Source organism: Xanthobacter cornucopiae (assembly GCF_043195065.2).
GTDB lineage: Bacteria > Pseudomonadota > Alphaproteobacteria > Rhizobiales > Xanthobacteraceae > Xanthobacter.
Genome location: NZ_CM195531.1, coordinates 332,064 through 352,770, shown reverse-complemented (window position 1 = coordinate 352,770; position 20,707 = coordinate 332,064). Strand labels below are relative to the sequence as shown.

Annotated in this window: 24 protein-coding genes; 19 read left to right on the top strand and 5 right to left on the bottom strand. The window is 66.8% G+C overall.

Features of this window, described 5'->3' with window-relative positions; all coding sequences use genetic code 11:
• Positions 1-67: 67 nt before the first annotated feature.
• Positions 68-496, bottom strand: a complete 429-nt coding sequence (locus V5F53_RS01595; RefSeq protein WP_509212809.1) for a hypothetical protein — start codon at positions 494-496, stop codon at positions 68-70.
• 282 nt (positions 497-778) lie between these two features.
• On the opposite strand from V5F53_RS01595, the gene V5F53_RS01590 reads away from it, so the two are divergent.
• Positions 779-1,533 (top strand): IS5 family transposase gene (locus tag V5F53_RS01590; protein WP_509212807.1). Its coding sequence is split into 2 segments (ribosomal slippage): positions 779-1,112 and positions 1,112-1,533, totalling 756 coding nucleotides; the frame shifts between segments, so codons are not numbered across the junction.
• On the opposite strand, the gene V5F53_RS01585 is transcribed toward V5F53_RS01590, so the two are convergent.
• Positions 1,464-2,012, bottom strand: a complete 549-nt coding sequence (locus tag V5F53_RS01585) for a hypothetical protein (protein ID WP_509212805.1) — start codon at positions 2,010-2,012, stop codon at positions 1,464-1,466. The genes V5F53_RS01590 and V5F53_RS01585 overlap by 70 nt on opposite strands.
• 945 nt (positions 2,013-2,957) lie before the next feature.
• On the opposite strand from V5F53_RS01585, the gene V5F53_RS01580 reads away from it, so the two are divergent.
• The 13 genes from V5F53_RS01580 (at position 2,958) to V5F53_RS01520 (ending at position 12,274) form a co-directional block, all read left to right on the top strand.
• Positions 2,958-3,431 (top strand): hypothetical protein, encoded by a 474-nt coding sequence (locus tag V5F53_RS01580; RefSeq protein WP_393997985.1) that lies wholly within the window; start codon positions 2,958-2,960, stop codon positions 3,429-3,431.
• Between the two features lie 216 nt (positions 3,432-3,647).
• Positions 3,648-4,274, top strand: coding sequence for a hypothetical protein (locus V5F53_RS01575; protein ID WP_393997986.1), 627 nt, complete (start codon positions 3,648-3,650; stop codon positions 4,272-4,274).
• A gap of 1,007 nt (positions 4,275-5,281) precedes the next feature.
• The gene (locus V5F53_RS01570; protein ID WP_393997987.1) at positions 5,282-5,875 is read left to right on the top strand and encodes a Rha family transcriptional regulator; all 594 of its coding nucleotides are present in this window, start codon (positions 5,282-5,284) and stop codon (positions 5,873-5,875) included.
• A 1-nt stretch (position 5,876) separates the two neighbouring features.
• Positions 5,877-7,124 carry a hypothetical protein gene (locus V5F53_RS01565; RefSeq protein WP_509212803.1) on the top strand — a complete coding sequence of 416 codons (1,248 nt, stop codon included), beginning with the start codon at positions 5,877-5,879 and terminating at the stop codon, positions 7,122-7,124.
• Between the two features lie 460 nt (positions 7,125-7,584).
• On the top strand, positions 7,585-8,091 hold the full coding sequence (locus tag V5F53_RS01560) for a Rha family transcriptional regulator (RefSeq protein ID WP_393997989.1): 507 nt from the start codon (positions 7,585-7,587) through the stop codon (positions 8,089-8,091).
• 109 nt (positions 8,092-8,200) lie between these two features.
• Entirely contained in the window at positions 8,201-9,136 is a 936-nt protein-coding gene (locus V5F53_RS01555; RefSeq protein WP_393997990.1) for a major capsid protein, read from the top strand.
• 6 nt (positions 9,137-9,142) lie between these two features.
• Entirely contained in the window at positions 9,143-9,367 is a 225-nt protein-coding gene (locus V5F53_RS01550; RefSeq protein WP_393997991.1) for a head fiber protein, read from the top strand.
• A 204-nt stretch (positions 9,368-9,571) separates the two neighbouring features.
• Complete coding sequence (locus V5F53_RS01545) at positions 9,572-9,787, top strand: hypothetical protein (RefSeq protein WP_393997992.1); 216 nt, start codon at positions 9,572-9,574, stop codon at positions 9,785-9,787.
• A 39-nt stretch (positions 9,788-9,826) separates the two neighbouring features.
• Positions 9,827-10,135, top strand: a complete 309-nt coding sequence (locus V5F53_RS01540) for a hypothetical protein (RefSeq protein ID WP_393997993.1) — start codon at positions 9,827-9,829, stop codon at positions 10,133-10,135.
• Positions 10,135-10,392, top strand: coding sequence for a hypothetical protein (locus tag V5F53_RS01535; protein ID WP_393997994.1), 258 nt, complete (start codon positions 10,135-10,137; stop codon positions 10,390-10,392). The genes V5F53_RS01540 and V5F53_RS01535 overlap by 1 nt, the downstream gene beginning before the upstream one ends.
• Before the next feature lie 651 nt (positions 10,393-11,043).
• A complete protein-coding gene (locus V5F53_RS01530) occupies positions 11,044-11,199 on the top strand; it encodes a hypothetical protein (RefSeq protein WP_393997995.1) in 156 nt (51 codons plus the stop codon).
• A 12-nt stretch (positions 11,200-11,211) separates the two neighbouring features.
• Positions 11,212-11,499: a hypothetical protein gene (locus tag V5F53_RS01525; RefSeq protein ID WP_393997996.1), complete on the top strand. Its 288-nt coding sequence runs from the start codon at positions 11,212-11,214 to the stop codon at positions 11,497-11,499.
• A 208-nt stretch (positions 11,500-11,707) separates the two neighbouring features.
• Positions 11,708-12,274, top strand: a complete 567-nt coding sequence (locus V5F53_RS01520) for a recombinase family protein (protein WP_393997997.1) — start codon at positions 11,708-11,710, stop codon at positions 12,272-12,274.
• A 419-nt stretch (positions 12,275-12,693) separates the two neighbouring features.
• Here V5F53_RS01520 and V5F53_RS01515 read toward each other — a convergent pair whose 3' ends face one another.
• Positions 12,694-13,281, bottom strand: a complete 588-nt coding sequence (locus tag V5F53_RS01515; protein ID WP_393997998.1) for a glycosyltransferase — start codon at positions 13,279-13,281, stop codon at positions 12,694-12,696.
• Between the two features lie 193 nt (positions 13,282-13,474).
• On the opposite strand from V5F53_RS01515, the gene V5F53_RS01510 reads away from it, so the two are divergent.
• The 4 genes from V5F53_RS01510 (at position 13,475) to acpA (ending at position 17,369) form a co-directional block, all read left to right on the top strand.
• The gene (locus V5F53_RS01510) at positions 13,475-14,026 is read left to right on the top strand and encodes an RBBP9/YdeN family alpha/beta hydrolase (RefSeq protein WP_393997999.1); all 552 of its coding nucleotides are present in this window, start codon (positions 13,475-13,477) and stop codon (positions 14,024-14,026) included.
• 113 nt (positions 14,027-14,139) lie between these two features.
• Positions 14,140-14,820 (top strand): hypothetical protein, encoded by a 681-nt coding sequence (locus tag V5F53_RS01505; RefSeq protein ID WP_393998000.1) that lies wholly within the window; start codon positions 14,140-14,142, stop codon positions 14,818-14,820.
• Positions 14,821-14,905: 85 nt separating this feature from the next.
• On the top strand, positions 14,906-15,859 hold the full coding sequence (locus V5F53_RS01500; protein ID WP_393998001.1) for a ribose-phosphate pyrophosphokinase: 954 nt from the start codon (positions 14,906-14,908) through the stop codon (positions 15,857-15,859).
• Between the two features lie 139 nt (positions 15,860-15,998).
• Entirely contained in the window at positions 15,999-17,369 is a 1,371-nt protein-coding gene (gene acpA, locus V5F53_RS01495; protein WP_393998002.1) for an acid phosphatase, read from the top strand.
• A 54-nt stretch (positions 17,370-17,423) separates the two neighbouring features.
• On the opposite strand, the gene V5F53_RS01490 is transcribed toward acpA, so the two are convergent.
• Positions 17,424-18,401 carry a LysR family transcriptional regulator gene (locus tag V5F53_RS01490; RefSeq protein ID WP_393998003.1) on the bottom strand — a complete coding sequence of 326 codons (978 nt, stop codon included), beginning with the start codon at positions 18,399-18,401 and terminating at the stop codon, positions 17,424-17,426.
• Positions 18,402-18,510: 109 nt separating this feature from the next.
• On the opposite strand from V5F53_RS01490, the gene V5F53_RS01485 reads away from it, so the two are divergent.
• Complete coding sequence (locus V5F53_RS01485) at positions 18,511-19,209, top strand: pirin family protein (protein WP_393998004.1); 699 nt, start codon at positions 18,511-18,513, stop codon at positions 19,207-19,209.
• Between the two features lie 67 nt (positions 19,210-19,276).
• Here the strand turns inward: V5F53_RS01485 and V5F53_RS01480 are convergent, their stop codons facing one another.
• The gene (locus V5F53_RS01480; RefSeq protein WP_393998080.1) at positions 19,277-20,617 is read right to left on the bottom strand and encodes a dicarboxylate/amino acid:cation symporter; all 1,341 of its coding nucleotides are present in this window, start codon (positions 20,615-20,617) and stop codon (positions 19,277-19,279) included.
• Between the last annotated feature and the right edge of the window lie 90 nt (positions 20,618-20,707).

Below are 20,707 nucleotides of genomic sequence, written 5' to 3'. Positions count from 1 at the left end.
GGTGGCGGCCATTGCCAAGCTGCCCAGGTATGAGGTGGGGTGAGGTGGTCGGCCCCGCCCTGGCGCCTTATCCGCCATCAAGCCCCTTGTCGCCCACTCCGCGATCCGGGAGAGGAGCGCCCCGCGATGCCCATTTCAAGGCTTTCAACGCTCCAAATGCAACAATCGGCGGAAAGATCAGCCAGAGCAAGAACAGCCCAACATAGGTAGGTCCATACTCATGACGATATGGATTGGCGATGAACCAGTGTGCAAGAAACAGAACAATCCAAAGAAGCAGCACGACGAACCCGAAGCGCCGCTCTCGGTCCAGTTCTCCAAGCTGCCGCTGAATCGAGATGGCTGCTTTCCTGTGAGCATCGGCACGAATCCATCGCCATATGCATATACTAGACAGCACCACCCCCGCTTGCCCCGCTCCGAGTATTGCAGCATGAGCATAATCGGAGCCTTCGGTAACTTTGCCAAAGACGTCCGATACACCAACAGCAATCATTTTTCCGATAGCGCCGCCTACGGTGCCTGCCACAAATTGCCCGACACGACCAAACCCAGCGCCACCGGCAACGCGCCATCCAATTCTGATAGCTACGAGCCATAGCAACAGATTTACGGGATCAAATAGCCCGACAAGCACAGAGATGGAAAGCCGTTGGGCCGTGCTAAGGAGGCCGAGAGTATGCTCATTCGCAAACTGCCGGTGGGCCTGCTCGGCTAGGCTCAGGACCTATTAATTGAGCTGCGGGTGTGATTCACAGTCTCCGTTGAGGAGGCTGCGATGGGTGATTTGTTCCTGTTGAGCGCGCGCCAGATGGCGCGGATCTCGCCGTTTTTCCCATTGGCCCATGGGGTTCCGCGGGTGGATGACCGGCGGGTGGTGAGCGGCATCGTCTACGTGATCCGCAACGGCCTGCAGTGGAAGGATGCGCCGAAGGACTACGGTCCGCACAAGACGCTCTACAACCGCTTCATCCGCTGGAGCCGGCTCGGGGTGTTCGACCGCATCTTCGCCAGCCTCGCCGGCGAAGGGCCCAAACCCGATCGGGTCATGATCGATGCCACCCATCTCAAAGCCCACCGCACTGCGGCGAGCCTCTTAAAAAAGGGGCTGTTCCCCGTCGTATCGGGCGCACAAGGGGTGGCCTGAACTCCAAGCTCCACACCGTCTGCGACGATAAAGGCCGGCCGATCATCATGCTCTTGTCGGAAGGCCAGATGAGCGACCACAAGGGCGCCCGCCTTATCCTTGATGCCTTGCCGCCGGCCAAGAGTCTGATCGCCGATCGGGGTTATGACAGCGCCTGGTTCCGGGACGCGCTCGCCGCCAAGGGGATCGCGCCTTGCATTCCATCATCCAGGAGCCGCAAGCGGCCTTTCGCCTATGACAAGGCCCTCTACCGCCAGCGACACAAGGTCGAGAACCTATTCGCCAAACTCAAGGACTGGCGCCGCATCGCCACACGCTACGACCGGTGCGCCCACACCTTCTTCTCAGCCATCTGCATCGCAGCCACCGTCATCTTCTGGCTCTGATTAGTGAGTCCTGAGCCTAGGTAGGTAGAATGGGCCTCAGAGACGCCAATGAACTTGCCCCAATACTTCTCCGGCAGCTCCTTCTGCGCCTGCCGGATGATTTCCGGGTCCGGCCGGTAGCCGTCAACGGGCTTGAACATGGGCGTGGCGGAGAAGACGTAGGCCGTGGAGGACTCGCTCCAGGCGGCTTCGGTCATCGCCCAATAGCCCGGGCTTGGTGTGGTCTTCCGGGGGTCGGGCTGGGCGGCGGCTTCCGGCGTCCCGGCGAGGGGGTACGGGACCGAGGTGTCGATGCCGTGCCGGCGGACACCGGTGTAGGCGTCCTTGGGAGAGCCGGCGGGGGTGAATGGGGGAGCCGTGTCGACCCAATGCCTCTTGGGGCCGGCGAAGTCGATGGCTGGGTTCGGCTGCGCCTGTGCGGGACCGAGGAGAACCACCATTGCGACAGCGGTGTACCAAGAACTGATCCTAATGCTCATCGCGCAATCTCGCTGATGCGAACTGGCGCCGCCAGATTGATCGTTATCATATGCGGGCAGTTACCGGCTGAAAACACGACCTCCTCCAACCATCTCGACAAGGCCGCTGAAGAGGTCGTGCCGGCTCCCAATGTCACCTCAAAATTGGGGGCACATGCCGGTGGTGGAAAATTACCAATATCTGCGGCAGACGGGCGCACCCTGTCACCAAATTTGTCGCTGCCCGTTCGCAACCCCTTGCGAAACAATCCGACACAGCAGACTAAATATCCAATTTTATCACCTTTACTCAAATACTTGCCCGTTGACCAGACGGCCTTGCCAATGCATCTTCGCGGCATGGGAACGCAACCACTCACCCCCATTGACGACGCCGACCGACTTCCGAACATCCTTCCGCACCCACTCCCGGCACGGTCCAGAGGCGTGAAGGCCCCCGCAATACCTGCGGCAGGGGATGCCGTGAGCGACTAGACGCGCTCCGACAGCCCACACACCTCCTTCCCACACCAGAAGACCGCCCGCAGGCTCCCGCAGAGCCGCGTGAGGGGCCGCTCATGCTCACCGGCAATGGCTCGCCGGAGGGGATGAACGCGCCTCACGAGCCCCTGCGCCGATCCCTCGCGGGCTACACCCTGAGCCGAGGGCGAACAAATCTCGGCCGGGCTGATGCCGTAGCGACGGCCGGAACCTCGCCTGCGCCAGCAGGAGGCGAGCCGGACCCAGTGCGCCCCAAGTCTCCGATACGGGCCGGAGAGCGGTGTTCAGCACACGTGGATCGTGACGAACGAGGCCACGCAGAGGCTCCGCCATGAGCGGAGTACGGCATGCATCACAAACATGAATCGATGCCTGTCGATTGATTCCAAAATGTCGTTGGACGCGCCGGAGGCAGATGCCGAAAATCTACGCATTCAATGAATAGAACACCATGGAGAATGCGAAATGAATGCTGTCACGTCCGACCACGCGGCGCAGTTCGGCGCAAGTGCATCAATGGCCTACCCCTCGCCGATCCCGCTCCACCCCCACGGATGCCGTGTCGAAGACATTCCGACCCATTTGTCGGACGGACGACCTCTCGTGACCTGGGACGGGTGGTCGCCGCTCGACTGCATCAACCTCGACAGACCAGACGGGCGGGACCGTGCTCCACCCGCCGGCTGGTATTCCATCCCGCATTGGTTCGCGTTGATTGAACCGTCTTGTTTCTGGCTGTTCGAAGAACACATGCCGGACCTCTTCGCAGAATGGGCAAGAGGCGACTTCCGGAACGCTCGCCAGGAAACCGCCCTTGCCTTCATGGCGAAGGAGGGGATGGAGCCCCTCGAATGGCAGGCTCCGGTGAAAGCGCGGGAAGCGGGCATCGCCACGGTGCTGCTGTTCCCCGATCCCATCTTGCGGGAGCTGTTCGCATGATCGCGTCGGCCGCCACCGAGAACCAACGACGCCGCCTTCAGGCCCCCGAAGCGCCTGTACAGCGGGAAGCCCGGCCCCGCCGCCCGGGCATCGTGGAGGGCCAGTTCCGTGCCCTCCTCGGGCTTACGGACATGGGCGTGGAGGACGGCCGCATCCGGGACCGGATGTTGCCCGCCAGCCGGTGGGACGATGGGGACGAGGCTTGATCGTCCCTATGTGCTGGAGACCATCGACCCCACCACGGGCAAGGTGGTCTTCCACGACCTCGGCGTGTCCATGACCCTCACCGACTTCACCCACAGCATGGGCGTTCCCCTGCGCCTCGGTCGGTCGATCCTGGCGGAGATGGGCTTGCTTCAGCTTGAGGGGGGTCGTCTCCGGCTCAGGCCGGAACACCAAGCCACCGGCCTTGGCATGCGCCTGCGGAAGAAGGAGGGAAAGTTTCCGTTCGATGTGCTCCACCCCGCCGGGCAGGATTGGGCCATGGAGAGGTGGTCTGCGGCGAAGGCGGTCGTGGAGGCGCGTGAAGCCACCGCCGCGCCCGTGGTGCGTGAGGCTGCGGAGGCCCTGCAATCCTATCGGGAGTGGCGCGGAGGGACCCGCGTAGCGGGAGGAAGGGCCGCCATGACAGCCCAGATGGACGTGTGCTGGCTGCTGGACCACTTCCAAGAGATCACGACACGGGAGATTGCAGCGGTCCTGGGTGTCACTGAAGCAGCCGTGTTCAAATGGTCGGCTCTGCGGTCACGCCAGCGGGCGAAGGCCCGTCAATCGAAAGCCGCAGAACTGCCCCGGCTTACGCATGGGGAGATTATCATGAATAAGTATCATATATCCTCTTGATGTCTTGAAGATCGTATCCTGTGACCCCTGGGTCTACGGTGTAGTACACATGACGCTTACCGGCTGGAAACACGACCTTGCCCTTCGCTCCGCTTGCGCCAGAGGCTCCACGAGGGACCCGCGCAGCGGGACGTACGTGGAGTGCAGCAAGCTGGCAGCCGCTGCGCGGCACAGTCAGCCCTCGGCATTTCGCCGGACCTTGGGGCCGCATCCGGGATAACCCCCGCCCACCTCCACCATGCCGCAGATCGATTGGGGCCACCCAAGACGGCCACGTGATGCGCCGGGCTACCCGAAGGCGACAGAATGAAAGGTTGCCACCTGCGGCCCTCCCAATCGATTCTAGCGCAGGCGACTTAGGTTGCACGAGAGCATTAGCTCTCCGGGGTGATATACATATAGATATATCCTGTAGGTATCTTGAAGGTATCTATAAGACTTTTGAAGATACCCGTAGGAGAATTGAGACAGACTACTCCTATACGAATATCCAGAGGCTCCACGAGGGACCCGCACAGCGGGACGTACGTGGAGTGCAGAGTTCTCACCAGAGAGCTATTCATAGAGGGGTAGTGCAGAGGCCTCCTGTCTCGGGGTCAAAAGTGCAGGCGCCTGCACTTTTCGCCACCCGCATGCCTGTTCATTGAGGAGGAGGGGGCAAAGCCCCTCCCCCGATGGAGGCATTACGAATGCAGAGACCTCCTCAAGCTGGCCTTCAACGGCCACGAAATCCGCACCATGGACATCGACGGGGCACCTTGGTTCGTGGCGGCGGATGCCTGCCGGGCGCTCCGTGTGAGCCCCCACGACCGCCCGGAACATGGCGGCCGACACCGTCCACGGCGAGCGTCCGGAGTTCCGGGCGCTGCGTCTCTATGCGGAGCATGAGCTGACGAAATGAGCCCCTTCATCACCTTCCTCCTCGCCCTGCCCATCGTCGTGCCGACCATGGTCGCCGCCGGTGTGATTGGCCACGTCATCGCCAAGGAACTCGGAGTGCTCTCGAAGTGACCGTACACAACCTGCCCGCCATCGCCTCCGCCAGCACCATCGCCGGCAGCATCCTTCCCACCACCGGGGCGGCGTCCGGTGAGCCGCTCACCATGTCCTCGCGGGAGATCGCCGAGCTTCTCGGCTCCCGCCATGACAACGTGAAGCGGACCATCGAACGCCTCACAAACCGTTCCGCCATCAGCTATCCTCCGACGGAGGAATATCTTGATACCACCGGACGCAAGGCGACTGAGTACCGCCTCGACAAGCGCTCCAGCTTGATCGTGGTCGCCCAGCTCTCCCCGGAGTTCACGGCTCGCGTGGTGGACCGCTGGCAGGAGCTGGAGGCGCAGCTTGCGGGCGAAGCTCCCGCCTTCCGCATCCCCCAGACCCTCCCGGAGGCGCTCCGGCTGGCCGCCGAGCAGGCGGAACGCGCCGTCGCGGCCGAGGAGAAGCTCGCCATTGCCGGCCCGAAGGCGGAAACGCTGGATGTCCTGACCAACTCCGAGGGCCTGTTCTACCTCATGGCAGCGGCGAAGAAGCTGGTTGCCCAGCGCGACTTAACACCCACGAGAGCCTACACCGGAACCTTGCCCGCGCCGAGTTAGGTTGCACAGGAGCCTACACCGGAACCTTGCCCATCCAGCGCCTGTTAAAATTTTGGCTTCAGGCACTTTCACTTCTCATCAAAGGACCCCCGCTATTCTCCTGGACGCTTCTTTCGGCCACCTTGACGAGGATGCCCCATGGGCCAGTGCCGCAGAAGACGACGACACATACGACACGCGCGGATCGCTCTACGCCGCCGCCCTGGAAGACCCCGAAGCCTTCGGGCTCACGGCCGAGCTGCTGCATTGCCTCGGTGAGGGCGACGACGAGGCGGACGACGACGACGTGGAGGGCGACCAGCACAACGCCCATGTGGTCGCCTACGAGGCCCGCCTGGAGCGCTGCCGGCATCTGGCGTCCCTCACCCGTGGCCTGCTGGTCGCCCGGCGCCACCTCGACGGCTCCCCCGGCTGCACACGGATGGGCTGGAGCGAGGCGCAGTGCCACCCGCCGGGGCCGTGGTCCACCGAAGACGAGATCATGGCGCTTCCCTTCGAGCCCATGAGCTTTGACGCGTGGATCGCGGTCAACCCGGTCCACGATGGCCGGCAGGTCCGATATCCGAGCTGTACCCTGCCGTGGTGGGGCTGGTCTTCGCTCTCCGGGCGCGGCAACAACCCGTTGCTATTCGCCTGCCGCATCTTTCGGGCCAATGGCGATGTCTGGGCGCAGATTGCCGCCGCCGGTGGCCTGGACGACGACCATGGATGGCTTTGCCGCCCCGCCGTCATCCCATCCAAGCCATCGTCGGAGTGGCTCAAGCTCCTTCTCATGCCGCCATCGGAACGGGCCGCCGTCGCCAAGGAGGCTAAGCGCGAGAAGCGGACGACGGACCAGCGCCAGCGCCGCGCCGAGGCCCGCCAGAGGCCGCAGACGCAGGCAACCACGCCCACGACGGACCCGGCCCCGAAAGTGGCCCGCGCTCCCCGCCCGCCTTCGCCGCCCCGCGCCATCACCCTCACCGACGACGGCAAGGCCCTCGTGCCATTGACCCAAGGCTATAGCGCGATGATCGCCGCCGCTGACGTGCCCCTGGTTGACGGCCACCGCTGGCACGTGGTCGCCAACAAGGGCAAGGCCCCGTTCGCCATGCGCTCCGAGAACCTGCCGGAGGGCGGCAAGACCCGCAGCATCCGCATGCACCGCCTCGACGGCCTCACCGGCCCGGTGGTGATCGTTCCTCCGCCGCCGGCCGCCGTACCTCACGAAGTTCAACGAAATCCAGAAGACGCCTCACCGCCCTGGTGACGGCGCTCCTGTGATGCTTGAGGAGAAGCCACGCCGCTCCTTGCTTCCCGTGTTCCCCCACTGCCTGAGCCGGAGTGTGGGACGTGGGTCGCAAGGAGCGGCCGTGAGCCGCCTGCCCGGCATCACCGTGACAATTTCCCATCGCGCTCCGGCCGCTCGCACCGGCCGTCAAAAGCTCCATGCACCACATGGAGTTGCAGCGCCTGCCGCCGCGCCCGTTTCCCTTGCGCCAGCAAGCTGGCCGCTGCCCCTGGCTTTCGTCCTTTCTCCAGGGACGGCGGGAGCGGGCGTGGCGGCAACCCGTTCCCCTGGCGTATCGTTCGGCCCTCCGCAGGGAGGGTGGTCCCGTGCGCCCGTGACACCCATGCGACCTGCTGTCGGTCCCCAGCGGGCCTTGCCCGCCCTGACCCCGACGCGGCGCCGCTCTTTCCACTTCCTCATGAAGGAGCACCCACACCGCATGTTTGACACGGCCACTCACACGGCCCCGACGACCACGACTTTCGCAGCCGTTCCCGCCATCCTTCCCACTACCGGGGCAGCGCCCGGCGAGCCGCTCACCATGTCCTCGCGGGAGATCGCCGAGCTTCTCGGGAACCGGCATGACAACGTGAAGCGCACTGTTGAAACCCTTGCGGGGAAAGGCGTTTTCAAATTCCCTCAGTCTGAGGAAATCCCCACGGCCACGAAACCGATGCGGGTCCGCGAGTACCGCCTCGACAAGCGCTCCAGCCTGATCGTCGTCGCCCAGCTCTCCCCGGAGTTCACGGCTCGCGTGGTGGACCGCTGGCAGGAGCTGGAGGCGCAGCTTGCGGGCGCTTTTCCCCAGCTCCCGAATTTCCTCGACCCTGCCGAGGCCGCCGAGGCATTCGCCAAGGAGTACCGGGGCCGGATGATCGAGGCCCAGCGAGCCGCTGTCGCCGAGGAGAAGCTCGCCACCGCCGGCCCCAAAGCGGACGCCCCTTGATGGTGTCCATCCTGAATGCCCGTGAAGTAGTGCCCCTTTCAAGGGGGCTACCACGGCCCCGTCCCCGGTGCCGAGGAAACATCCTCAAGCATTCAGGAAAACCACCTAAGTGACCAATTCCACCGTTTCACGCCTCGGGCAGGTCAATCAGGCCGGCGCCACCGATGCCTTGTTCCTCAAGGTCTTCGCCGGTGAGGTGCTGACCGAGTTCGAGCGCAACAACGTCTTCAAGGCGCTCACCTACGTTCGCCAGATCGCCGCCGGCAAGACGGCCACGTTCCCGCTGGTGGGCCGCGCGTCGTCCGCCTACCACACCCCCGGAACCTGGATCGACGGCACCGCCATTGACCACGCCGAGAAGGTGATCGCGGTTGATGACCTACTCCAGGCCAACACCTTCGTCGCCAGCGTCGAAGAGGCGATGAACCACTACGACGTACGCAGCATCTACAGCCAGGAGCTGGGCGCCACACTCTCCCACCAGTACGACAAGCACTTGGGGCAGGTGCTGGCCCTTGCCGCCCGCGCCGCCTCGCCCCTGGCCGACCGTCCCGGCGGAGACCGCATCATTGATCCCAGCATGGCGACCGATCCGGCCAAGCTGGAAGCGGCCCTGTTCACCGCCACGCAGATGCTGGACGAGAAGAACGTGGGCCAGAACGACCGTTATGCCGTGTTCCGCCCGCAGCAGTATTACCTTCTCGCCCAGCGCGACCGGCTGGTGGACACCAACCTAGGCGGCTCCGGCGCCGTGGCTTCCGGCAAGGTGGACACCATCGCCGGCCTGCCCATCGTGAAGTCCAACAACGTCCCGTCCACCAACGTCACCACCGGCCCCACCAAGTACCGGGGCGACTTCACCAGCACCGTGGGTCTGGTGTTCCAGAAGATGGCCGCCGGCACGGTGCAGCTCATGGACCTGAGCCTGGAGAGCGATTACGAAATTCGCCGCCAGGGCACGTTCTTCATTGCCAAGTACGCGGTGGGCCACGACGTGCTGCGCAGCGACTGCGCCTTGGAACTGGCCACCGGCGGCGTGGAGTGACGGCGGATGGCTGACATTCCCCTGAACTCCGCTTCCCTCGCCATCGTCCGGCGCGGACAGGCCCCCTACGTGCTGCCGGAAGCCGCTCCGGCCGTTCCCGGCGGGGTGCGGCAGGGCGCGGCCGTTGCCGACGCCACCAACGCCACCACCGCCCTGGCGCAGCTCAACGCGCTGCTGGCGTCCCTCCGCGCCGCCGGGGTGATCGCGCCCGAGCCTGAAGCCGGCGCCTAGCCCCCTGCACACTGCCCCGGCCTTGCTCCACTCCGAGTGAGGCCGGGGGCGTCGCTCCGTGTCCATCCATCCCGTGTCCATCCATCCCGTGTCCTGCCGCCTGCCGGTGATCGAGGACCCGCAGCCCTGTCCATCCTGCACCGGGGGACGGGCCACGCGGTCACACGGGCCATTCCCTCGCATCGTCACAAAGGACGAACAGTCATGCCCACGCAAACCGTCGTGGTCGCCGCCCGCGCCGAGATGCTGGAGACGGCCGCAGCGTTCACAGACCTGAAGGTGGCGCTCGCGGACACGCACGACGCCGAGACGGCCGCGCTCCAGCGCCTTGCCCAAGCCGAGGCGGAAGCATGGGCGGCCGAACGCATGGCCGCCATCGGCCTTCCCGTGACCGCAGAGCGGCTTCCCGTGGCCGCCTGACCCTCACACTTCCCCAATCACCTCAGACAAGGACAACCCATGACCCATACCACCACCATCGACACCATCCCCGTCACCGCCGGCCACGCCATCTATGGCACCGCCCCGGCCGCTTACATTCCAGCGAACATGATCGCTTCCGGCTTCTACGAACTCTGCCCCGCTGCGCTTCGGCCCGACGGCTCCCAGCCCCGAGCCCTGTTCGACGTGACCACCGAGGAGGGACGCACCGCCCGCGACGCCTTCAACGCGGATCGGGAGATTATCGAGGCCGCCAAGGACCGGGCCTACGCCCGGCACGCCGCCACCCTGGGCGCTGGCGAGGGCATGAACGGCGACGGCATCTAATGCCCTCTCTCCACGACATGGCCCTGGTGGACCTTCGGGACGGCCAAGGCCCCCGGCACATTCCCGGCGTGTCGTGGTCGCCCGTGACGCGGCGCTACGCGGCGACCCTGGATGATCCTCAAGGCCGTCCGGTGTTCCTCGGCAGCTTCGACACGCCGGGGCAGGCCCTCACGGCGCTGGACAGCATGAAGGCCACCTTCGCCAAGCTGGGCAACACCGGGACCGGAACCCGCGTGGGCGGCCCCCGGCCGGAATGAGCCCATGCAACCATTGGCAGGTCCAAGCCCTGCAATGTGCCGCTGCCTGCACTCCGCTTCGTCCCGCTTCGTCCCGCCTCGCGGGTCCCTCGCGGGTCCCTCGGCGGAGCCTCTGAACGCCTCGCCACGGCGACCTGTGCTCGGTCCAATCCCGAGGCAGCGCCGCCCCGTGGGGGGCTTCAAGATCGCGTTGCCGCTTTCCAGTGGGACGTAACCGCCCGGGAAAATCCGGGGGAAATTTCTGAAGCCCCATCGATAGAATAAAAAGTGGCGCGATCCCCCCATGCCCCCTTCGCGCGGACGGAAAAACGCGCACCCACGCGCCCGTCTAGCCGTTCCCGCGCCCGCGACACGGCACACCGCGCGAGGGCGGACGGCAAGCCGCACCCGCCCGCCAGCCCACCCATGCCCGCATCCAGGCGCTCCCGCGCAAGCACACGCACCCACAGCGCATGTACACGCGCCCGTCTTTCCGCTTATTTCTGAAGTTGTTGATAAGTTGAAATTCGCTTTTGTCTTCAATTACATCTGAGAAATATCGAGCAAATATCAAATTTATCATTGACAGTTCTAGCGAGACGAATCAGCATAATTCCCATGTTTGAGGCCAAACACGGCGGAACATCTTCCACACAACACAGGGAGACGGACATGGACCTGAAGAAACTCTTCGACGAAGCGGTCAAGGCGGATGGACCCGCGAAGCGGGAGGAAGGCGCGGCCCCGGCGCCAGCCCCCAGCGGGAACGCGACCAAGCGGCGGCGCATGAGCGGCAGGACCGCAATCCGGACCAGCGACAAGGCCTGAAGGGAGCATCCAATGACTTACAACCACACCGAAGTCGCGGCGAAGGCGGACAAGATGGGCCTTCTGCCCTGGGCGAACCACCGGCCGACCGGCTCCACGATCTGGGAGAGCTGGGCGGATCGTGTCCTGAACATCGCGGCGAACGCCCGGCACTGGTCCCCCGAGGAGCGGGCGGCGGCGGAACGTGACTGCAACGCCTACAGCGGCCACCGCGTCGAAGCGCCGGCTCCGGTGCGCCAGCGTTCCGAGTGGATCGCACGGGCCGCCAGGGACGCCGCAGAGGCCATGCCCACGGCCTGAAGGCGACGGCGAGGGCGCAGGGCAAGCAGCCTGGAGGCAGCGTCCCAATGGCGCCCTAAGCCCTGCGAGACGAGGCGTCCGAAATGCCGGAATGGACCCTATCGGACGCCCTCCACACCGTCTCGCAGGGGAGCCCCCTAGAAAGACACAGAGGCTCTTGCGAGTGCAGACAGAGGGACCCGAGAAGCGGGAAGAGGAGAACGGGGCGATGTTGGTAGGCTACGCGCGGGTGAGCACCGACGAACAGCACGCAGGGTTCGACGCCCAGGTGACCGAGCTACAGGCGGCGGGATGCGAGCGCGTGTTCAAGGAGCATGTGAGCGCCGTCGCCGCGTCCCGGCCGGAGCTGGAACAGGCCTTGGACTTCGTTCGCGAGGGCGACACCCTGATGGTTTGCAAGCTCGACAGGCTCGCTCGATCCATCACGCACCTATGGCAGATCGTGGGAGTCCTCGACGCCAAGGGCGTGGGGCTTATCATCCGCAACCTCGGAGGTTGCCAAATGGACACCACGAGCGCTTCCGGGCGCCTGACGCTGTCCCTGTTCGGGGCCGTGGCAGAGTTTGAGCGCAGCCTCATGCTGGAACGCCAACGGGCGGGGATCGAGAAGGCCAAGGCTGAAGGACGCTATCGCGGCCGCAAGCCCACGGCACGCGCCAAGGCTGACGAGGTGCGTAGGCTCAAGGGCGAGGGCGTGAGCCCCACCGAGATCGCCGGGCGCCTCGGGATCGGCCGCGCCAGCGTCTATCGCGTGCTTCAGGAGGGGCCGGGATGAGGGGTGCGCGGGGGCTTACCTGTGGTTTTTCATTATATCGTGCACGATCTATCTGCCATCGCGCCTCCGGTCATCGGTTTTTGTGAACGGTGTTCAGGAGTGGGTGAAGGGGGGCGAGGACCTTTCCGCACCCGCGAACCGCCATCTGTAATTTTGTTTCAGAACTGAAATAAACCGTGAAGACAACGTTCGTCGGGCGGTGCACCGCCTTGGTGAACTTCGTGGTGAACCAGCCTGCAAACACCCCGGCACAACCGATTGAAAATACTATAAAATATCGGGAGCGCCAAGGTTACCGCGCCCTCAGAAATGGCTCATCGACGCCGGTCCGCCGCATCCACGACGAGACTGGCCCGACCCCGCACCGTCATCTAGTCGAAAGCGCGCCGCGCCGCCAAGAGGAAATGGCGAGAACCGGCTCAGCCGCGCTCGGGCAGCAGTACATGGGCACGCAGCAGATGCACATGCCGCCGGCCGATGCGCGCCACCAGCCGGCGTTCCGCCTTCACGCCGGCGGGGTGCCCGCCCAGGCGCTCGTAATGCTTGCGCGAGATGAGGAGGCCCTGGCCGGCGTTCGGCAGGCCGAGCAGGGCCAGGCGCGCCGCCGCCATGGCCTCACCCAGGCGCGGGCGCAGGCCGTAGCCGTCCACCGCCAGGCGGAAGGTGGCGGCCACCCGCTCGGCATGGCCCCGGCGCTCGGCCGTCTCGATGAAATTGGCCACCTCGCGGGCCCAGCCCTCCTCCAGGAAGGACTGGGGCGACAGGAACAGCAGCCACCGCCCGCGCGCCGCCGCAGCGCCCTGCCGCAGGCGCACGCCCACGTCGTTGACCGCATGTAGGAAGGCGCAGCCGGCGGCATCGGCGATGGCGGCGGTGTCGTCGGTGGAGCCGCTGTCCACCAAGATCACGTCGCGCAGCACGCCGGCGGTGACACCCTGGACCAGAGCCGACAGCACCGGAACCAGTTGACGCTCAGAGTTCTGGGTGGCGATGACGACGGACAGCAAAGGCGACAGGCTCCGGGCAGTTTGTGACAGCTATACCGCTGCTCTGCAGCAACGTCGATTCCGCAATGCATGCCTGCTCTCTCCCGGCGGCGGCCGCGCGTCCGGCGCCGCTCTGGCCCCGGCCGCCGGGATATGGCAAGCCCAGCCCAAACCCCCGGGCGTGCCCGCGCCCGCCGACGCCGGAACACGCCCCATGAAATCCTCCGACACCACCCTTCTCATCGTCCCCGGCTGGCAGGGCTCCGATGCCGACCACTGGCAGAGCCGCTGGGAAAGCCGGCTGCCGACCGCGCGCCGGGTGGAACAGGCGGACTTCGCCCGACCCGATCGCGCCGCCTGGACCACCGCGCTCGGCGCCGCCGTCGCCGCCGCCGAGAAGCCCGTGGTGGTGGTGGCCCATTCCCTCGGCGTGCCGACCCTGGTCCATGCCGTGCCGGACCTCCCCCCCGGCAAGGTGGCCGGCGCCTTCCTGGTGGCGCCGCCCGACCTCGACGCCGCGCCGCTGAACCCGCTGTTCTCCTCGTTCGCGCCAGTGCCCCGCGCGCCCTTGCCGTTCCCCTCGGTGGTGGTGGCCAGCCGCAACGATGCCTATTGCAGCTATGCCCACGCGCAGGAGCTGGCCGCTGCCTGGGGCGCCGAGCTGCTGGACGCGGGCGAGGCCGGCCATATCAACCCGGCGGCCGGGTTCGGGCCGTGGCCCGAGGGCTCCATGCGGCTGCTGGGCTTCCTGCGGTCTCTCGGCTGACTGCGGCCTCGGGTTGAGAATCCCCGTTGTTAACACCCCATTAACCGTTTTTCTGGACCGCGCCCGCGTTTGCCGCTACCCCTTGCCGGACCAAGCAGCACGCGGGAGCCGCCATGCGGGTACCTCAGGCACCGGCCGGACACGTGACGGTCGAACACCGGCGCATTGCGCGCCGTGCGCGTTCCACCCCCTCTTCCTCCACGTCCCGTCCCCTGCGCCTCGTGTTCCGCGCCGGCCTCCTGGCGGCGAGCCTTGCGCTCGCCGCATGCCAGACCGACGGCTCGGGGATGGCGACCAGTTCCGGCGCCCTCGCCTTCGTCTCCATCGACGGGCCGCCCAAGCCGACCTTCGAGAAGCTGGTCAACACTCTCTCCTCGGAGGCCGAGAGCCGGCAGATGAAGATGGCCGCGCGCGACGACCCGCGCGCCTACCGGGTGAAGGGCTACCTCTCGATGCATGTGGAGCGGGGCAAGGCCTCGGTGGCCTATGCCTGGGACGTCTACGACCCCGGCAAGGACCGCGTGGCCCGCATCACCGGCGAGGAAAGCGCCGGGCCGGTGAAGGGCGCGGGCGGCTGGGCCGCCTGCGACGACGCCGTGCTGGAGCGGATCGCCAACCGGTCGATGGCGGAACTCTCGGCGGCCCTCGGCGGCAGCGGCGGCGACCGCCCAGCCCCGGCGGCGGCGACCGCTCCCGCCCCGGCCGCGGATGCCCCGGCGCCGGCGGCGGAACCCGGGGGGCCGGTGGCCGCCCTCGCCGAGGCGGCACCCGTGCTCGCCTACGCAGCCAACTGATCCGCGATCTTTACAAGACTGCGACGGGACGCCTATCAGAGCGTCCCAAGCCTCTCAGAACCCGCGGTGGCGGGTGGAGCGTCAGATGTCAGCGGAGAACGGTCCCATGAAGCTCGTCGCGGGCAATTCCAACCGCGCGCTGGCGGAAGCTATCGCCGCCTATCTCGCCACCCCCCTCACCAAGGCGGTGGTGCGGCGCTTCGCGGACATGGAAATCTTCGTCGAGATCCAGGAGAACGTGCGCGGGCAGGATGCGTTCGTGGTGCAGTCCACCTCGTTCCCCGCCAACGACCACCTGATGGAGCTGCTCATCATCATCGACGCGCTGCGCCGGGCCTCGGCCAAGCGCATCACGGCGGTGCTGCCCTATTTCGGCTACGCCCGGCAGGACCGCAAACCCGGCCCGCGCACGCCCATCTCGGCCAAGCTGGTGGCCAACCTCATCACCCACGCCGGCGCCGACCGGGTGATGACGCTGGACCTGCACGCCGGGCAGATCCAGGGCTTCTTCGACATTCCCACCGACAACCTCTATTCCGCCCCGGTGATGGTGCGCGACATCAAGGAACGGTTCGAGCTGTCGAACCTCATGGTGGTGTCGCCGGACGTCGGCGGCGTGGTGCGCGCGCGCGCGCTCGCCAAGCGCATCGACGCCCAGCTCGCCATCGTCGACAAGCGCCGCGAGCGCCCCGGCGAGAGCGAGGTGATGAACGTCATCGGCAATGTGGAAGGCCGCTCCTGCATCCTGGTGGACGACATCGTCGATTCCGGCGGCACCCTGGTGAACGCCGCCGAGGCCCTGCTGGCCCGGGGCGCCAAGGAAGTGACCGCCTACATCACCCATGGCGTGCTCTCGGGCGGCGCCGTGGCCCGCATCACCGCCTCCAAGCTCAAGGAGCTGGTGATCACCGATTCCATTCAGCCCACCGAGGCGGTGCGGGTGGCGCGCAACATCCGCGTGCTGTCCATCGCCACCCTCATCGGCGAGGCCATCGCCCGCACCGCGCACGAGGAATCGGTCTCCAGCCTGTTCGACTGAGCGCGGCCGGAAGCGCCACGCCGTCCGGCCGCGGGCGCGCAACCTGCCGTTGGGGCAGTATTTGGAAGCGTTCCAAATGTCATCGCCGGGTCATACCGCGGAGGGATGGTGCCGCCTCTTCCATCGGGCGGCATCCACCATGCGCATTCGTTCCCTGGCTCTCGCGTCCACCGCGGCCTGCCTTCTCGCCATGACCGGCCCCTCGGGCGCGGCCGAGCCCCCGGCCCCGAAGCCGGGGCTGGAGAAGGTCGGGCACATCATCGTGCTGTTCCTGGAAAACCGCAGCTTCGATAATCTCTACGGCCTGTTCCCCGGCGCCAACGGCATCGCCGACGCGGGCGCCGCCGCCATCCAGACCGACCGCGACGGCAAGCCCTATGAGCACCTGCCCCTGGTCATGAACCTGAACATCAAGCCGCCGGTGGTGGACAACCGCTTCCCCGACGCGCTGCCCAACGGCCCCTTCCGCGCCGAGCGCTTCGCCGACCTGGACCAGACCACCGGCGACCTGGTGCACCGCTTCTACCAGCAGCAGGAGCAGATCAACGGCGGCAAGATGGACCGTTTCGCCGCGATCTCCGACGCCGGCGGGCTCACCATGAGCTATTATGACGGCGCCCGCCTGCCCCTGTGGCGCACCGCCCAGCGCTACACGCTGATGGACAACTTCTTCCACGCGGCGTTCGGCGGCTCGTTCCTCAACCACATGTATCTGGTGTGCGCCTGCACGCCCGAGTTCAAGTCGGCGCCCGAGGCCATCCGCGCCAAGCTCAATCCCGACGGCACCCTGGCCAAGGACGGCCCGGTGACGCCCGACGGCTATGCGGTGAACACCACCTACTCCTCCTTCACCCCGCGCCCGGCCTCGGCCAACGACCCGGCCAAGCTGCTGCCGCCCCAGGAGGCGCCCACCATCGGCGACCGCCTGAGTGAGAAGGGCGTGGACTGGGCCTGGTATTCGGGCGGCTGGAACGACGCCATCGCCGGCCATCCCGACATGTCGTTCCAGTTCCACCACCAGCCGTTCGCCTATTTCAAGGCCTATGGCGACGGCACCGAGGCCCGCGCCAGGCACCTGAAGGACGGCATCGACTTCATCGAGGCCATCAACGCCGGCACCCTGCCGCCGGTGTCCTTTTACAAGCCCATCGGCGTTGCCAACGAGCATCCCGGCTACACCAGCGTGCTGGCCGGCGACCGCCAGGCCGCCGACATCCTGGCCCTGATCGAGCGCAGCCCGATCTGGAAGGACACGGTGGTGATCGTCACCTATGACGAGAACGGCGGCTATTGGGACCATGTGGCGCCGCCCAAGGTGGACCGCTGGGGCCCGGGCCTGCGCATTCCCACGCTGGTGGTGTCGCCGTTCGCGCGCAAGGGCTTCGTGGACAAGAGCTATGCCGACACCACTTCAGTGCTGAAGCTGATCGAGACCCGGCACGGCCTTGCGCCCCTCTCTGATCGCGACGCCGCCGCCTCCGACCTCACCAGCGCGCTCGACCTGAACTGAGGCCGCGGCCCCGTCTCATCCCCGGCGGCCGCGGTCGCCGGGGATGCAGGGCAGCTATTCAGGGCGCCTCGCTCCGGGCGCCCCCGGTGCCAGCCCCGCCCCGGCGGCCGCCCAGGGCGCCGCCGCCAGCCGCACGGCCAGGAAGTCCACCACCGCCGTCACCCGCGCCGGGCGCAGGCCGCCCGGCGGCATCACGATGTTCAGCGTCAGGTCGGCCATCGACCAGCCGGGCAAGGCCGGCTCCAGCCGCCCGGCGGCCAGGTCCTGCCACACCATGAATTCGGGCTGCAGCGCCAGGCCCTGGCCGGCCAGCAGCATCGGGGTGAGGGCATCGGCATTGTTGGCCCGCAGCGGCCCGGCCGGCGTCACCGTCACCACCTCCCCGCCAGCATCGACGAAGCGCCAGCGATCCGGCACCGGCAGATAGGCGTAGCCCAGGCAGCGGTGCGCCTCCAGGTCGCGCGGATGGGCCGGGCGGCCATGGCGCGCGAAATAGGCCGGCGCCCCCACCAGGATGCGACGCACCGCGCAGATGCGACGCGCCTTCAGGCTCGACGACGGCAGATTGGCGATGCGCAACGCCAGGTCGAAGCCTTCGCCCACCAGGTCCACCTGGGCGTCGCTCAGATGCAGGTCGATCGAGAGCTTCACGAAGCGCTCCGCCAGTTCCGGCAGCAGCGGCGCCACATGCCGGAGGCCAAACGACATGGGCGCCGCCAGCCGCACCACGCCATGGGGCTCCACCGATTGCGAGACCGCCTCGGCCTCCGCCGCCTCCGCCTCCGTCAGCAGGCGGGCGGCGGCGGCGGCGGCGGCGCGCCCGGCGGCGGTGAGCGAAAGCCGGCGCGCGGTCCGGTGCATCAGCCGGGTGCCGAGGCGCTCTTCCAGCCGGCCGATCGCCTTCGAGACGGTGGCCTTGGAGAGGCCGAGATCACCGGCGGCGCGGGCGAACGAACCCGCCTCCACCACCTTGGCGAAGATGGCCCAGCCCTCCAGGTCGGGCAGGCGATGAGGTGTAGAATTGGAAACCATGGGTTTCCATTGTTTCCATTTTTCACACCGAAGCTCAATGCCATATTCGCCGCAGTCCAAGCGAGGACATCGAACGGCCCGTCACCGCACGGGCGACAAGGAGTTCGCCATGATTGAGCTTCGTCCCTTCGACCGCCTGGGTGGCGCCGACCACGGCTGGCTCGACACCAAGCACCATTTCTCGTTCGCCGATTACTACGACGCGGACCGCATCCACTGGGGCAACCTGCGGGTGTGGAACGACGACGAAATCGCACCCGGCACCGGCTTTCCGCTGCATCCCCACCGCGACATGGAAATCATCACCTATGTCCGCGAGGGCGCCATCACCCACCAGGACGACCAGGGCAACCGCGGCCGGACCGAGGCCGGCGACGTGCAGGTGATGAGCGCCGGCACCGGCATCCGCCATTCCGAGTACAATCTGGAAAAGGGTGTGACCAAGATCTTCCAGATCTGGATCATTCCGGAGGAGCGCGGCGGCGCCCCCCGCTGGGCCGCCCAGCCCTTCCCCAAGGGCGAGCGCGCCGGCCGCTTCGTGCCGCTGGCCAGCGGCCGCACGGATGATGCGGACGTGCTGCGCATCCGCGCCGATGCCCGCCTGGTGGCCGCCACCCTCGCCGCCGGCGAAAGCGCCACCTATGCGGCGGAGCCCGGCCGGCACCTCTATCTCGTCACCGCCCGCGGCGCGGTGGACGTGAACGGCGTGCGGGTCGGTGAACGCGACGGCGCCGCCATCCACGACGAGGCCACCCTCACGGTGACCGCCGTGGACGAGGCCGAGGTGATCCTGATCGACGCCGCCTGATCGACGCCTGAAACGACGACGGCCGCCCCGCGCGATGCGGGGCGGCCGTTCTTGTGTGCGCCGCCGGTCAGTCGATGGGCGCCGGGGTGGGCATGTCGATCGGCACGTCCGCCGTGTCCTGCACCCGGCCATGCAAAGCGGCGTCGAGCTGCGCGGTGTCGAGGTCGTTCTCCCAGCGGGCGACGACGATGGTGGCCACCGCATTGCCGGTGAAATTGGTGAGCGCCCGGCACTCGGACATGAAACGGTCGATGCCGAGGATCAGCGCCATGCCCTCCACCGGCACCGAGGGCACCACGGAAAGGGTGGCCGCCAGGGTGATGAAGCCGGCCCCGGTGATGCCCGCCGCCCCCTTGGACGACAGCATCGCCACCAGCAGCAGCAGGATCTGGTCCCACAGCGAGAGGTGGATGCCCACCGCCTGCGCGATGAACAGCGAGGCCAGGGTCATGTAGATGTTGGTGCCGTCGAGGTTGAACGAATAGCCGGTGGGAATGACCAGGCCGACCACCGACTTGCCGCAGCCGGCGCGCTCCATCTTCTCCATCAGGCTCGGCAGCGCCGCTTCCGACGACGAGGTGCCGAGCACCAGCAGCAGCTCTTCCTTGATGTAGCGGATGAGCGCCAGGATGGAGAAGCCGTTGTAGCGCGCCACCGCGCCGAGCACGCCCAGCACGAAGATCAGCGCCGTGATGTAGAAAGTGGCGATCAGCAAGGCGAGATTGGCCACCGAGCCGATGCCATACTTGCCGATGGTGAAGGCCATGGCGCCGAAGGCGCCGATGGGAGCCGCCTTCATCAGGATGGCCACCAGCTTGAACATGGCCTGCGCCGCCGACTGCAGCACATGCATCAGCGGCTCGCCCCGCTCGCCGATGGCGCCGAGCGCGATGCCGAACAGCACCGAGAAGAACAGCACCTGCAGAATGTCGCCGGAGGCGAGCGCGCTGATGGGCGTGTTGGGGATGACCCCCATCAGGAAGCCGACCAGGGTCTGATCATGGGCCTTGGCCGCGTAGTCGGCGACCGCCTTGTGGTCGAGCGTCGCCGGATTGATGTTGAGGCCGGCGCCGGGCTGGATCACGTTGCCCACAATCAGGCCGATGATGAGGGCCAGGGTGGAGAAGGTGAGGAAGTAGGCCATGGCCTTGCCGGCCACGCGCCCCACCTTGCCGAGGTCGCGCATGCCGGCGATGCCGATCACCACGGTCAGGAAGATGACCGGGGCGATGACCATTTTCACCAGCTTGATGAAGGCGTCGCCCAGCGGCTTCAGGTCGGCGCCGAGGCTCGGGTAGAAATGGCCGAGCAGGATGCCCGCGCCAATGGCGACAAGCACCTGGACATACAGGTGATGGTGGAGCTTGCGGGGCGCCGCGTGCGCCGCTGGCGCCGCAGCCGGGATCATGGGGGCCATGGACCGTTTCCTCTGCCGGCCTCGTCGCGCCTCTTGAATCGGGCGGCGTCGAACCGAATGGGTTGTGCACTGCCCGCACGC

Coding starts and splice junctions, on each gene's coding strand:
- V5F53_RS01530 (WP_393997995.1), top strand. CDS start 11,044: ATGGACCTGAAGAAACTCTTCGACGAAGCGGTCAAGGCGGATGGACCC.
- V5F53_RS01595 (WP_509212809.1), bottom strand. CDS start 496: ATGATTGCTGTTGGTGTATCGGACGTCTTTGGCAAAGTTACCGAAGGC.
- V5F53_RS01545 (WP_393997992.1), top strand. CDS start 9,572: ATGCCCACGCAAACCGTCGTGGTCGCCGCCCGCGCCGAGATGCTGGAG.
- V5F53_RS01535 (WP_393997994.1), top strand. CDS start 10,135: ATGCCCTCTCTCCACGACATGGCCCTGGTGGACCTTCGGGACGGCCAA.
- V5F53_RS01485 (WP_393998004.1), top strand. CDS start 18,511: ATGATTGAGCTTCGTCCCTTCGACCGCCTGGGTGGCGCCGACCACGGC.
- V5F53_RS01510 (WP_393997999.1), top strand. CDS start 13,475: ATGAAATCCTCCGACACCACCCTTCTCATCGTCCCCGGCTGGCAGGGC.
- V5F53_RS01520 (WP_393997997.1), top strand. CDS start 11,708: ATGTTGGTAGGCTACGCGCGGGTGAGCACCGACGAACAGCACGCAGGG.
- V5F53_RS01500 (WP_393998001.1), top strand. CDS start 14,906: ATGTCAGCGGAGAACGGTCCCATGAAGCTCGTCGCGGGCAATTCCAAC.
- acpA (WP_393998002.1), top strand. CDS start 15,999: ATGCGCATTCGTTCCCTGGCTCTCGCGTCCACCGCGGCCTGCCTTCTC.
- V5F53_RS01580 (WP_393997985.1), top strand. CDS start 2,958: ATGAATGCTGTCACGTCCGACCACGCGGCGCAGTTCGGCGCAAGTGCA.
- V5F53_RS01550 (WP_393997991.1), top strand. CDS start 9,143: ATGGCTGACATTCCCCTGAACTCCGCTTCCCTCGCCATCGTCCGGCGC.
- V5F53_RS01585 (WP_509212805.1), bottom strand. CDS start 2,012: ATGAGCATTAGGATCAGTTCTTGGTACACCGCTGTCGCAATGGTGGTT.
- V5F53_RS01525 (WP_393997996.1), top strand. CDS start 11,212: ATGACTTACAACCACACCGAAGTCGCGGCGAAGGCGGACAAGATGGGC.
- V5F53_RS01560 (WP_393997989.1), top strand. CDS start 7,585: ATGTTTGACACGGCCACTCACACGGCCCCGACGACCACGACTTTCGCA.
- V5F53_RS01480 (WP_393998080.1), bottom strand. CDS start 20,617: ATGATCCCGGCTGCGGCGCCAGCGGCGCACGCGGCGCCCCGCAAGCTC.
- V5F53_RS01540 (WP_393997993.1), top strand. CDS start 9,827: ATGACCCATACCACCACCATCGACACCATCCCCGTCACCGCCGGCCAC.
- V5F53_RS01490 (WP_393998003.1), bottom strand. CDS start 18,401: ATGGTTTCCAATTCTACACCTCATCGCCTGCCCGACCTGGAGGGCTGG.
- V5F53_RS01505 (WP_393998000.1), top strand. CDS start 14,140: ATGCGGGTACCTCAGGCACCGGCCGGACACGTGACGGTCGAACACCGG.